Source organism: Erwinia papayae, assembly GCF_058241465.1.
Map to the genome: position 1 here is coordinate 149,816 of NZ_JBZCHT010000008.1, position 12,241 is coordinate 162,056.

Below are 12,241 nucleotides of genomic sequence, written 5' to 3' on the forward strand. Positions count from 1 at the left end.
TATGCGATTTATTAAGTTAATTATAGCTGCTATCAAAGGACAGAATAGTAAATCCGTGTTTTGTGATGTTGTTAATAGCTCACCTGAGTTACTAACTCGAATTAACGAACATCGCGAACTAATGTTAGCGGTGGAAAAACATACTGACTTACTGGTACGCAAACCGTGGATCAAAAGCTCGCTGCTGGATATGGATAATTATCTTATCAAGCTTTTCAGTACAGTCTACGGACGCACCCCCAAAGAAAATGATCATATTCGCCCTCGCCCCTTTGATGCTGATAGTGTTCTGCGTGGTTCTTTCATCCATCCTGAGTGGATACGGATTGAAGGAGTCTCTGATGGTAGTCACGAACTGTCTGGGGCTGAATGGCAAAACGTTGATTTCGCAGTTCAACCCAATACAGCTTCTTGTGTTGTTGACTTCATCGTGTCTCAGCTTCGTCCACTCGATGGTATGCATGTTAGTGAGTACGACCCGCTTACCGGAAAAGGCAGATTCGTTAACATGGGATTTGATTTTACCCCCGGTATTTATACCTTGCGTCTGAGGTGTGATGACCAATAAAACAGGGAAAGCGCATTTTGCGTTGCACTATGACTCCAGTGCCCTTATTGTTAAACATCCCTCGGCTCTGGCTTATCCTTAACAGCAAGGCATCGGAAATGCGGCATGATCTGGCTCAGATGCATGACTTCTCTGAGGGGGTTTTCAGGGCGATACATTCTAAATGAAAATGACAGGTCAAAAAATAACCAACAATAAAACCCAGCATATTCATAGCCTTGAAATTCTTAATCACAGCTTACCCCCAGAATCTGTGGATAAAATACACTACTCTTAGAATATGTGCATACGCGAAGTGGTTGAGATTCTGAGGGGCACCCCGAACTACCGTGGGCGGGCAGTAATGCCATTCTGTCGGTCACTTGCCCGCCGAAATGCTTAAGATATTTCGTGGTGTTCAATCAGCAGAACATCCCCGACGACACAATCATTACTGGCAATACGCGAACCGGAGAGGAATTCGGTGGCAAGATGATTTATAGGATACCGTTTCCTTTTGCCATCTTCATCACACAGAAGGTAAACATACTCTTTACCATGAAGTAGGAGTGATGGAGAGAGAGGGATAAGTTGCATATATCCACCGATAAAGTGATGAATGTCCTCCAATGATAACTCGCCGCTGTTGCCTTTACTGGCTTCTAAATCGTCAGCATGAATCACCTTCATGGTTCTGTCTGTTTTTATAAGTAAAGCCATACCCCCTCCCAAACACATTTGTTATGAATCATTTTACCACTGATTTACTAGCTACGAAGCAGCTAAAAAACAGTTTTGACAGCGTGCTGATCATGAATCCCCTCACTTGAATGTGACACTGTCACATATGATAGCCATTCACAACCCCCTGTTCATATGCTACAACTACCGATAACTTTCACTTTTAAGCGGCTCAGGCACTGGAGATAACATTGTTTCGCAAGATAACTACCGGGCTGATCACCTTCTTTTATAAACATCCCTTACTCAGTAAACTTATTACTATTTTTTCCACTGTTTTGTTTTTCATTGAAAGTGTGTGTTATGCAAAATCAGACTTCAAAGATTTGGCTTCTGGTTTGTCAGCGATTTTATACTTCACAATAATGACAATAAACTTGTATGTCATTATAAATAAAGAATCAATAATCGCATTCAATCTAATGGAATATTTTGTAGAGCACCAAGATGAAGTCGCCGCAGATGAAGAAATTGAATTCTTTTTGAGGGAGGCAGAAAGTAGCGGGTTTAAACCTAAGTTTGAAAGCTACTTAAAGAGCTTAAACAGAAGACCCTTAATAAAAGAATGTATGATGAAATGTATGGAGCTAAGCAAACAGAGCATGGGGATGGATGCGTGATTATGTATAAATATCTAATAGCATTAACTGGAGGAATCTCTGGCGCTTCGGCATATGGCATCTATCATTTTGGGCGACTTTACTTCCTTCCGGTCTGGAGAGGGGGGGTTGAAGATAAAACATTCATATCATTAGCCTTACTTACCTTTCTGGTGCTGTTCCTGGTGACGCTTGAACACTTCCTGACTATGATGATTTACAGTGCATTGCGTTTATTCCGTTCATCTGCCTTTATAAATTTCTCCTCGCTAACTGCCATTGTCAAAGCAGTTCTTTTCCCATTTAAATTCATTGCGTATTTCTCTTCAATGCTCATAACGACTGGTGTTTTTAGTGTTGGGGCTGATTTTATATCCATGCTTATAGTTGGCTACATTTACTTCTTCAAAATGCCGGATATTAACAAAGAGATTAACAAGAAAATTGCTGGTGGGATTGCTGATGAATCAAAAAATAACTGAGTTTCTTTTTAAGAAAAGCCTTGGCAATGCTATTGAAAAAGTGTTTTTATTTTCATTTATTCTTTTCGTGTTTTTGTTTCTGCATTGGATTGCTTCCACTTTTGGTCATTTACCTATATCGATGGTTATTTTTTTCTCATTTATAGTTTTTATTGGTGGTGCAAAACCAATAAAAATAAATCTTTTAGGTGAGCGATTGAATCTTATGACCCGTCGCTATCTCAATATAATTTTTCCATGATCATCACTGCATAGAGGTTTTGTATGTTCAGAAAATCAGCCAAGCAGAAAAGGCTTGAGTACCTCAGCAAGTTCATGACAAACGGCTATGTGTATGCTTTGATCGACAGTGATGGGGAGATTAAAGCAACTTATCGATATAAGTACGAAACGAACAAAGCTCGCAAGCTTAAAGGTCAAGCGATAGTTATGCTCAAGGAACTGTTTTACAAAGCTCTTGAAAACGACTCTTGATATTTTTACCCCCAAATATGTCCTGTTTTATGTTTTATCCAGATTCAGGTTATCGTATATACTCGGCCTTACGAGTCCTTACCGCTGATTTGAACCTCGTAAACATCAGCCCCGGACAGTAACCTCCATAGCCGTTTAGGTGGACATATGCACCAGCTTGATACTACTGACTTTATATTAATTGGCCTCGCAATTGCTGCGTTTGGAGCGCATTTTCTTTACTCACGTTACAAGCGAGTGAGAGAGGAAGATGAGCGCCGTCGTCTCGAACGTGAACAGCCGCAGGTCTGGTCGGATACTAAGCAGGAATCTGACAAGCAGTAACCTCAGTATCACCTACAAAAAAGCCCCGGTTTTCGGGGCTTTTCTTCTCTACCTGACGTTACGTAACTTTTCCTCTTCAATAAACACTTTTTCTGCCCTGTGAACGTTCCTGAATGAAACTCCCCACAACCAGAGGAATACAAAGCCTAAAGCTAACAATATCGCCGAGGTGTTAATCAGGAAATTGCGAACCTTAGCCTGCGACGTAACCTTAGCTGTGACCACATTCGAATACAGATTGGACATATGGAATCCTTCCCGTTCTTTCGCTGCTTCGAAGATAGCAAAGCCGGTTCTGCTATCAATTACAGATTTACTATCATCTTGACCTACTGACGAAAGAACGTAGGCGGACAAGGCCGAAACATTCTGTGTACTGTTGTGCAAAGTAGTGTCACCATTTGATATTGCATTAGCCACTGTTTCTGCAAAACCAACGCTTACTTTCTGTGCATCATCCGTTGAGAATATATCTAAAAGGTTTAATGCATCATCCTGATTAGCATTACTACTCTTTATAGTTTCATTGAGTATGAACCCGCCCCGCTCTGAATATTTTTCAACTCCTTCAAGAAAACCTCTCACATCTCCTGATTTGATAAAGCCGCTAAGCTCAATTTTCTCAGCTACAGGCGATGAAGCAGATGAGCCATTTTCCTCGCTATCAGTTCCAAGCAATACTGGTGCTAAATTTAGCACTCCAGCCAGTGACATCGACATAACTAATAACATGACATTCCTGTTGAATATAAAGGCGGCGAAACCAATTATCAACATAACGACAGACATGAGTTTCATCATTGGGGATAAAAAACTATCAATCCCAGAAAAAAGCGAAGAAGTTACCGTGTCGAATGCCCCGTCGATTGAAGAGGATGGTGTTTTCACAGTAAGCTCTAGTGATATAGGTGATGATTGTGCGATTGAAGATAATGTGGGTAAATCAACAACAGTAAATAATGATGCCCAGTACATCAGTCCCGAAACAACGAAAAGAAACACCCAAAAACACAGGTGTAGACGTGCTTTACCCTTTATCTTTTTAACGGTCACTGATGGTTCAACTATTTCATCTTTAAACCGGTTCTTTAGCATATAAGCTACTCACAATTTTCACAGCAATAATGGAATACCGGGAAGACCGGTACAGTAGCGATTACTTTTCCATACCTTCAATCAGTCGTTGACGGCGTTCTTCCTGCCACTTGGCCGCTCGACGCTCCAGCATGAGGTGATTGTCTGCACTGCTTTTATGTATTGCTTTCACTTCTGTTATGGTTTCGTTCATCAGTTTAGATACTCGATCCAGCGTCTCTACGTCATAGACAGCACGATGTGATTGCTTGGCAATACGAATTGAGTTTTCTTTCACCAGCTCAGCCTGACGTACTGCCAGTGCGTTAGTCGTATCATCAATCGCTTCTGTCAGTTTCACGCCACTGTTTTGTTTCTCAAGTGCGTCAACTATCAGATGCCCCCGCTTGGCCGCTGGCAACGTCATTTCTTCAATGGAACGGAATTTATCGACCATCGTCAGATTGTTCTGCTGGATCATCCGCAGCATAGTAAGATCATCGTAAGATTTTTGCTGACTGGTGATCATGTCAGAACGGCGTTTTTTCAGTGCCGTAAGCTGATATTCAATACCGTTGATTTCCACGGCCAGCAGCGTATTTGATTTGTCCTTTTTAAACTCTTCCTGCCGCTTTTTAAGCTCAGCCTCAATCGTTTTGATAGCCAGTTCCGACGCAACTATATTGATCCCCTGCTGCCGCACATCAACGATAACGTCATTGTACATTGCCTCAAGCTTCACGTTTTCAGTGAGATACCCTGTAGAAATTGATTCGATACCGTTCGTGAGAATATCGATCTGGCCTTTCACTGAGTCAAAACGGCTCAATGCACGTCGCTGCATAATAGTGAGGCGAGAAATAATGGGGCCAACTACAGGAACTTTACTTACAGCTAACTGGAATGGCGAAGGTTGTACGGATTCGCTAATCTGGCGGGTCAGTTCTACTACTTCGTTAAGTTTCTTTCCACTCTGGCCCTGATCGATAATTTTCACATCTTCAAGCAGCGTATCCAGATAATTAGTATCGCCCGCTTTAGGACGCCCGAAATTATGAACTGACATGGCATCACCGAGACGAATAGTTGAAGCAGCTTGGAGAATTTCATCGCGGTTTGCTTCGGTAATACCGAAAGCCTTCTGTTGGTCAAATTGGATCGTGCTGATATCAAGAGACAGATCAGTAGAAGTTGTCATTAGTGTTTTCCTTTACCCGTGTTCGCGTTGATTTTATTGACTAATGCACGAAACTTCTCATCAGTTTTTGCATCAGTATTGATGTCGTATGCGCCAGACCTGAACATCCGAACCTGTTGTTGCCACATAGGTATCAGGCCATTAACGCAGTCTTTCATTCTTTCGAGTTTATCCAATGAGGCGTGAAGAGACATTTCCACCGAAGCGGTATGCATTTCCAGCGTGCTTTTAGTTACTTTAAGGTTAACCAGTTTACGCTTGAGCCGGTTCATGCCATATTCAAGAGAACTCGTAGGTGTTATATCGCTATTTCTATACTCATTTAAGTAAGCAGTGCCGGCCTCTATGTACTGGTCAAGCAGATCCACATCTTTTTGATATAGTTCCCTAAGCCCACTGATCAACTGAATGGATTCCTTAACCTGCTCAAGAAGTTCTGGCGCATGTTTAGCAAGTTTCTCTACTCTGCGACAGTAAAGATTGAATTCGATGACCTTTGAATCTATCCCTCCCGTCAAGCTATTCCATAACCGTCCGAAAAACCCGGCATTTTTGTACCGATAGAGGTTTCGTGGGCTGGCTTTGCTGATAGCATCCACCAGCTCAGCAATCAGTAATTTGACCTCGACATCATCAGAGCATCGCTTCATTAGATCATCAATGCGGATGGCAACGCTCCCCACCATAACAACATCATCACTTTGTGTTTTTAACGATGGGCCGAAATTCACGTTACCGAGAGTGTCATTGACATACTCCGGCAATTGCTTCTTTAACAAGCTCGCGTTCAGAACTTCATTCATTTTCGTCTCTGCCTGTTGCATTTTTTACGATCTTAACATGGTGCTTTGGAGGGTCGAATAGATAACCTAAAAAAACTCGAAGAAAAAATCTAATTTTTGACCGCAAAATGAGGTGAAAAAAAATGAGGTTTTTTGTTCCTTCTATGTATGCTGTAAAACATCAATTTTGTGGGGATGGTTTTATGCTTCGTTTTTTTCCTATAATGTTTGCCTCTGGCCGGGTCGCTCACAATCGAATGATGGTTACGATCATGGACTTTTTGGCATTATACACATTGTATCTGTCGTATGTCGGCATCATGCGTTGGTATGTGGGTGTGTCCTTTTCAATACTGTTGACCGCCTATTACATTCGCAGTAGTTACACCCTCTATTTTCGCCTAGTCGAAATAAACAGCCTTATCAAAACGAACATCACCTTCGATGCAGGGTTTACTTCCGTATTTTTACTCGTCAAACCTAAAGCGATTGACAGTGAGCCTATGGAAATCCCTGTTCCGGTTAAAATGCCAGTCGGAGAGTTCTACCAGCGTTATGTGCTTTACGTATACATGAGCCTTTGTAGCGCACTAACCCACTATGCCAGAAAACTAAAAGAACAGGAAAATGCTAAATGATCAGTATTGCAGTTACATTGGTTCTCCTTGTCTTGTTGATGACTAAAAATGTTTTGCAGAAGAAGACCCCCTCTCGATGGGTACTCGTTGCTATTGTCGTCTGTGTCGTCTATCTGTTTTGTCTTCGGTTTGTCGGCGGGATCTACACTGTCCCATCCGCATCAATGGAACCAAATCTTGACATCGGTGATTACATCGTTGGCGTTCGTGTAGGCGGCCTGTTAGACACTGGTGATATTAAACGGGGTGATATAGCTGTTTTTAAAGCCCCATCAGTTCCTCGGACTTTGTATATCAAGCGGGTCATGGGTGTGCCGGGAGATGTGGTCGAATATCATCGGAACAAAGAATTCACTGTGAATGACGTGCCGGTTGGTCAGGTTATTTCTGAAACGGAGAAGTTGCTGGTGTTTCGAGATCAACGTGAAAGAACAGGTGAAGATTATGAGTTTGTTGTGGATAAAAGCACTCCTTACCTCAAATCGAAAGATAAATGGATTATCCCCGATGGTTATTACTTTATGGTCGGTGATAACCGTGATCACTCGTGGGATGGCCGTTACTGGGAAAACCCGCAAGGTACACCAAAACATTTGCGCGGTCTAATAAGTAAAGACCAGATTGAGTCACGTTATGTTGCAAAGCTATTCAACTTAAAGCTCTTTGACATGTATGACCCTCTTGAAGCTGAATTGAGGATTATTCGAAACAATGGTAATTGATGTATTCTTTACTACACGAGACAAAGTAGCTCTGCATACCTTTTCGTTGGTTATAAAAGCTCATCAGGAATGGCGAAAAAGTCTACTCAACATCTGCGCCCAACATGGGTTTGAGTCTTTCTGTGGCCCTGACTTTTGTACTCCCGATTATTTCCTGCAAGAGCGATTTAGTCAGAAATTAAGAGGCCGGGGGTTTAACGCGGTATATGACAAGTCAATATACGTTAAGTCCGATTATGAAGTGTTCACTCTCCGACGCGATTATCCTGCTGGTGCAGAGATATATCGTCAGATTGATGATCTTTCGCGAGCAGCATTGGAGTCTGTAAATCTGAGGCAGGAGGTCTATGGCCGTCCAAGGCATGTAGGGTATCAACACGCTGCCTGCATCCTTCTGGGTATTGACCATACCTTTAATAAGAGTGACATAACAGCGTTCTCACAGGTGTGGCGCGTTATAGACTCAGATGGCACAGAGATGCTTGTTTCAGCGATCCCCGCAACACTAAACGAAGAAGACAAAATGTATTCCGTTCCTGCTGTTCCTGATGTCTGGGAAAAAATATCTTCTCACGAAGTGATTTCATTATTCAATACGCACAATGCTCAGTTGAAAGGAGAAGACGTCAAATGGCTTTGAAGCGTACCTTACTGCTCATCTTTGTACTAATCAGTGGTTGCTCTTCACCAGCAGTCATTCAGAAGCCCTCTGTAGCGGTGCCTCATCCTGATGGTCATGGGGGGAGGACAGAGCGCCCTTCTGCATTACAGGTATTGAAAGACGCAGGATTAATGGTTCACGACGACTACAGTTCAGCCGACTACATACCTAACAGCAATCACACAATGATCTATGCAGATGTTCGAAATGCTCCCTGCAAAATGATTTTTCGATACATTACGACCAGTAATGGCAACTACTGGATGCCAAATCAGATTGGATGTTCACCATAATGTTTTTTTGACGACATTTTGGGGTCAAAAAACTTGGCTTTTTCGGCACAAAAAAGGTCATGATATAATCAAACCTCGGGAATGATTCGGTTGAACACACAATTTCTTGGGGGATGTATGCTTTTTTATTACTTGGGCTACTTGGCCTGCATGGTTTTGATTTACGCAATGGTTCCCGTTCTGGGAGGCGATATCCCTCTCCATGCGGGGATCATGAAAATCTACGCAGTGCTGAATATAGTTTTCCTGTTCACAGTCATCTGGTGGAATGCGCGAAAACACTTCTACTACGTATGGGGGGTATACCTCATAGTAATGGCTGGCTACTTCGGATTCATCTATCCAGATGCTCCTGATGTACCTCTGGTGGTGGTGTTTGGGGTGGCTGGGTTGAATGTCTTGATCACATTCTATGATGTAGTGATCTGCCGCTGCAAAGGGATTTATCAGAGAACAGGGGAACGGTACGCAGTACCGTTTAAAAAATAATGAAGGGTGAATATGGGAAGGAAAAATCAGAAGTTTGTCGCAAAGCCAGTATCAGGAGAGAAGGTAATGCGACAACGTTTCTTCGGAATGTCGGGTTTGGTTATCGTTTTGAATATTGTTTTCTCAGACAATGTTCGCGTTCAGTTACTGACACTCTGCTTGATGCTGATAACCACCCTACTCTTCACTCCTGCTGGCCGCGTACTTGTCGGTACGTGGGCCAATAAGGAAAAGTGGCGGACTCTCAACGTCCCTCAAAAAACTGTTTTTTTTAAGTTCTATATAGCTATTCCAGTGATCGCCATAGCACTCATCATTCACACAGCCGCCTACTCTCGTGTCGTAACTGATGGCGTCATGAGCTATGTATTCCCTGCCAGCGAAGACATTTCCAATAGTGCCATGTTGACTAAATTACGTGGAATTATGGATTCCAAACTGCCAAACATTTTTTCCTCTCTAGCTTTATATTTTGCTTACCTATTCGGCATTGGGTCAATTGTCAAAAACATGCAAATCGGCATCTCAGGAAAGATGATAAAACGCATACGAAATAGTACAGATGCAAAACGTGTTTTGGAGCAGATGACTTGGGATCAATTTGAAAAAATACTCAGGAAATTTTTCGAGTCAAAAGGATATAAAGCAACACTAACCAATACAGGCGCTGATGGTGGGGTTGACGTTGCTCTTGAGAAAAACGGGCGAAAAGAAATGGTGCAGGCCAAGCACTGGAAAGTGAACCGGGTTGGTGTATCAGTAGTTCGTGAGATTTATGGTGTTGTCCAAGCAGAGCGAATGCACCGTGGATTCATTGTTACATCTGGTTTTTTTACCGAAGAGGCTCGTGAATTTGCTGATAAGGTGTCTGGCAAGGTTGTATTGATTGACGGAAATCTTCTCATCGAAATCATTAAAGGTGATTCTGACTTTGAAAAACAAACTGATGCGACAATAAATAGTGCAGTATCAATTGAAGAAAATTCCTGCTCAGTATGCGGCGGGAAAATGGTACTGAGAACTTCTAATAAAAAAACATTTTGGGGGTGTTCTAATTACCCCGAGTGCCGAAACACTCATGAAATCTAAACCATCAGACATTTAGTTTCATGTACTGCGCTCCTTCGGGGCGTTTTACTCTGTGAACATACATCAGATGAAGGTCAGCGCTCATGATTGAATATGATTTCCATGATACCGCTAATGCGTTCCCTTTTATTAGCGGAGATGCATATGATACGTTGAAAGAGGATATCCGTATAAATGGTATTCTTGAACCTATCTATCTTTTCGAAGGTAAGATCATTGATGGCCGTAACCGGTATCGAATTGCTAAAGAACTTGGCCTTGATATCCCGACTCAGGAATATGAAGGTGATAACCCTGTAGGGTTTGTGCAAAGCATGAACCTACATCGACGGCAGTTAACACCCAGCCAAAAGGCTGCTGCTGCGGCTTTTCTTGCTGAGTTCAAACAAGGACAACATACTGACGAGGAAGAGTATGAGACACAGGAAGCGATTGCAAAAAAACTCGGCATATCTCGCAGGATGGTCGTTGAGGCCACCAGCCTTAAAAAAAATGCTGATGTCGAATTAATAGAACGAGTCAAATCTGGTGATATTAGCCTTCACAATGCCACAGCGATCGCACGCCTTAATGCAGAAGATCAGAAAACCATCGTCGGCGAAGGTACTGAGCGTGTAAAGGAAGTAGCAAAAAAAATTAAAGCAATGACCAAGGGTAAAGGACGTAAGAAAAAAAACGATCCTGAATGAATTATAGGGCTGGATGCTGTTGAGGTTTACACTCTTCCAGAGGCTGGTAATAGCAAAGCTGATTTTGAACAGAAAGCTATCGGAATGAAAAATGATGATAGTTCTGAACATGAAACCGTCACGGTAAAAGTGAGGAAAACGCGCGGAAAAAAAATATCCATTGATGAAGCGAACGATTTCGGCCACTCATTGATAGACGCTATAATCGTGCTCGGGGCAACCGCAGAGGATGCCCACGGGGGGGGGGAGCGTTATAGACGCTGCATTATCTGAAAGTCAGCTAGCGAGCTTTTCTGATGACTATGATGCAACCGAATTACGTGCATTGCTAAGCACGGGTATCCGAGTGTTAGCAAAGCTGGTTCAGTAATTTATATTTATTTAAGATCCGAAAGGGGTAAGTTTATGACTGAGAAACGTGGAACCGGGACTGAATATGGTCAGGACAAATTAAAGGACAGAGCAGATAATTATGATTTGACTGCTGACGAAAAAAAACCAAGATCGAAGTTGAAATTACTCGGTGTTCTAATTGTTGCCATCATTGGAGTGGGGGCATTATATCCGGTTGTGTTTGGTGGAAATAAAACCCCCGCAGAAAAGACCGAAGAAGTGATTGCGTTAAACTCTGATGGTTTATCCGTTGGAGAAAACGAAACCACGAATCAAAAAGACGCTGCCGATAAAGCTGCTGCCGATAAAACAGATAGCTATACTGATGCCGAGCATCGTCTTCTGGACAATGCTGCCCCGTTAAATCCTACAACTGAGATCGTGTCTGCTGAAAAAGTGCAAGAACACGCAACAGGCCAGCTTCCTCCCGAGGATGTTAAAGGCATCGCAGATGCAGTAATCCATGATCCAACAGTGAAGGCTACTGATGAAGCCAAAAAAGTTTCTCAAAATGGCACAAAAATACAACAATTTGACGCCGGTAAGTTTGGTATTGGCGCTGACAGTAGCTCTGCTGTAATTCAGCAGCCCCGTTCAAATCAACATCTGCAACCAGTTCAGAAAGTAGTTGAGGATACAGAGCAGTCTTCCGGCCTCAACAGCGACGATATCCTGAAAAGCTATACAGGGCAATCAAGCGAAGTTTCCTACCATTCACAATCACAAAATACTGTATATGTTTATGGCTCATTCGCAGCCAAAGTTTACCTGCTGCCACTTGGTAAGAATGAAAAAATTAATGCATATCTTTCTGACCCCAAAGGATGGGAAGTAAGCCAACTGCCGGGTGATATTCTACGCATTAAGCGGTCAATTAATAAGTCAGAGTGGAGCGATGCTACAGATCTATTTCTTGTCGCAGGTAAACGCACGTACACTCTGATTCTGCAAGGCGTTGACCAGCCCAAATTACGTACTGATAGTCTTCGCTACATTGATCCAAAGGCTCTTCCTGCGGCTAAGTCTGGAAAAAAATAAAATTCTAT

18 protein-coding genes are annotated in these 12,241 nt (G+C 42.5%); 14 read left to right on the forward strand and 4 right to left on the reverse strand.

Features of this window, described 5'->3' with window-relative positions:
* Nucleotide 1: 1 nt before the first annotated feature.
* The gene (locus AC3RPL_RS04480; RefSeq protein WP_490739112.1) at nt 2–568 is read left to right on the forward strand and encodes a hypothetical protein; all 567 of its coding nucleotides are present in this window, start codon (nt 2–4) and stop codon (nt 566–568) included.
* 378 nt (nt 569–946) lie between these two features.
* Here AC3RPL_RS04480 and AC3RPL_RS04485 read toward each other — a convergent pair whose 3' ends face one another.
* A complete protein-coding gene (locus tag AC3RPL_RS04485) occupies nt 947–1,267 on the reverse strand; it encodes a hypothetical protein (protein WP_490739113.1) in 321 nt (106 codons plus the stop codon).
* 212 nt (nt 1,268–1,479) lie between these two features.
* Here AC3RPL_RS04485 and AC3RPL_RS04490 point away from each other — a divergent pair, with 212 nt between their 5' ends.
* The 5 genes from AC3RPL_RS04490 (at nt 1,480) to AC3RPL_RS04510 (ending at nt 3,167) form a co-directional block, all read left to right on the forward strand.
* Nucleotides 1,480–1,908, forward strand: coding sequence for a hypothetical protein (locus tag AC3RPL_RS04490; protein WP_107321175.1), 429 nt, complete (start codon nt 1,480–1,482; stop codon nt 1,906–1,908).
* Nucleotides 1,909–1,910: 2 nt separating this feature from the next.
* Entirely contained in the window at nt 1,911–2,369 is a 459-nt protein-coding gene (locus AC3RPL_RS04495) for a hypothetical protein (protein ID WP_490739114.1), read from the forward strand.
* Nucleotides 2,350–2,610 carry a hypothetical protein gene (locus AC3RPL_RS04500; protein ID WP_490739115.1) on the forward strand — a complete coding sequence of 87 codons (261 nt, stop codon included), beginning with the start codon at nt 2,350–2,352 and terminating at the stop codon, nt 2,608–2,610. Before AC3RPL_RS04495 ends, AC3RPL_RS04500 begins: the two co-directional genes overlap by 20 nt.
* 23 nt (nt 2,611–2,633) lie before the next feature.
* Nucleotides 2,634–2,843, forward strand: a complete 210-nt coding sequence (locus AC3RPL_RS04505; protein WP_045268378.1) for a hypothetical protein — start codon at nt 2,634–2,636, stop codon at nt 2,841–2,843.
* Between the two features lie 147 nt (nt 2,844–2,990).
* Nucleotides 2,991–3,167: a hypothetical protein gene (locus tag AC3RPL_RS04510; protein WP_157843854.1), complete on the forward strand. Its 177-nt coding sequence runs from the start codon at nt 2,991–2,993 to the stop codon at nt 3,165–3,167.
* A gap of 48 nt (nt 3,168–3,215) precedes the next feature.
* Here the strand turns inward: AC3RPL_RS04510 and AC3RPL_RS04515 are convergent, their stop codons facing one another.
* The 3 genes from AC3RPL_RS04515 to AC3RPL_RS04525 form a co-directional block, all read right to left on the reverse strand.
* A complete protein-coding gene (locus AC3RPL_RS04515; RefSeq protein WP_490739116.1) occupies nt 3,216–4,262 on the reverse strand; it encodes a hypothetical protein in 1,047 nt (348 codons plus the stop codon).
* 61 nt (nt 4,263–4,323) lie between these two features.
* Nucleotides 4,324–5,439: a toxic anion resistance protein gene (locus tag AC3RPL_RS04520; RefSeq protein WP_045268381.1), complete on the reverse strand. Its 1,116-nt coding sequence runs from the start codon at nt 5,437–5,439 to the stop codon at nt 4,324–4,326.
* Nucleotides 5,439–6,242 (reverse strand): hypothetical protein, encoded by an 804-nt coding sequence (locus tag AC3RPL_RS04525; protein WP_490739117.1) that lies wholly within the window; start codon nt 6,240–6,242, stop codon nt 5,439–5,441. Before AC3RPL_RS04525 ends, AC3RPL_RS04520 begins: the two co-directional genes overlap by 1 nt.
* Nucleotides 6,243–6,364: 122 nt before the next feature.
* Here AC3RPL_RS04525 and AC3RPL_RS04530 point away from each other — a divergent pair, with 122 nt between their 5' ends.
* From AC3RPL_RS04530 to AC3RPL_RS04565, 8 genes are all read left to right on the forward strand, one after another.
* Nucleotides 6,365–6,859: a hypothetical protein gene (locus AC3RPL_RS04530; RefSeq protein ID WP_490739118.1), complete on the forward strand. Its 495-nt coding sequence runs from the start codon at nt 6,365–6,367 to the stop codon at nt 6,857–6,859.
* The gene (gene lepB / locus AC3RPL_RS04535; RefSeq protein ID WP_490739119.1) at nt 6,856–7,581 is read left to right on the forward strand and encodes a signal peptidase I; all 726 of its coding nucleotides are present in this window, start codon (nt 6,856–6,858) and stop codon (nt 7,579–7,581) included. Before AC3RPL_RS04530 ends, lepB begins: the two co-directional genes overlap by 4 nt.
* On the forward strand, nt 7,571–8,221 hold the full coding sequence (locus AC3RPL_RS04540; protein WP_490739120.1) for a hypothetical protein: 651 nt from the start codon (nt 7,571–7,573) through the stop codon (nt 8,219–8,221). Before lepB ends, AC3RPL_RS04540 begins: the two co-directional genes overlap by 11 nt.
* 404 nt (nt 8,222–8,625) lie before the next feature.
* The gene (locus AC3RPL_RS04545) at nt 8,626–9,024 is read left to right on the forward strand and encodes a hypothetical protein (protein WP_171879734.1); all 399 of its coding nucleotides are present in this window, start codon (nt 8,626–8,628) and stop codon (nt 9,022–9,024) included.
* Nucleotides 9,025–9,090: 66 nt separating this feature from the next.
* Nucleotides 9,091–10,113, forward strand: a complete 1,023-nt coding sequence (locus AC3RPL_RS04550) for a restriction endonuclease (RefSeq protein WP_490739121.1) — start codon at nt 9,091–9,093, stop codon at nt 10,111–10,113.
* Nucleotides 10,114–10,196: 83 nt separating this feature from the next.
* Complete coding sequence (locus AC3RPL_RS04555; RefSeq protein WP_490739122.1) at nt 10,197–10,802, forward strand: ParB/RepB/Spo0J family partition protein; 606 nt, start codon at nt 10,197–10,199, stop codon at nt 10,800–10,802.
* Nucleotides 10,803–10,886: 84 nt separating this feature from the next.
* A complete protein-coding gene (locus tag AC3RPL_RS04560) occupies nt 10,887–11,075 on the forward strand; it encodes a hypothetical protein (protein WP_490739123.1) in 189 nt (62 codons plus the stop codon).
* A gap of 132 nt (nt 11,076–11,207) precedes the next feature.
* On the forward strand, nt 11,208–12,233 hold the full coding sequence (locus AC3RPL_RS04565; RefSeq protein ID WP_490739124.1) for a hypothetical protein: 1,026 nt from the start codon (nt 11,208–11,210) through the stop codon (nt 12,231–12,233).
* Nucleotides 12,234–12,241: the final 8 nt, after the last annotated feature.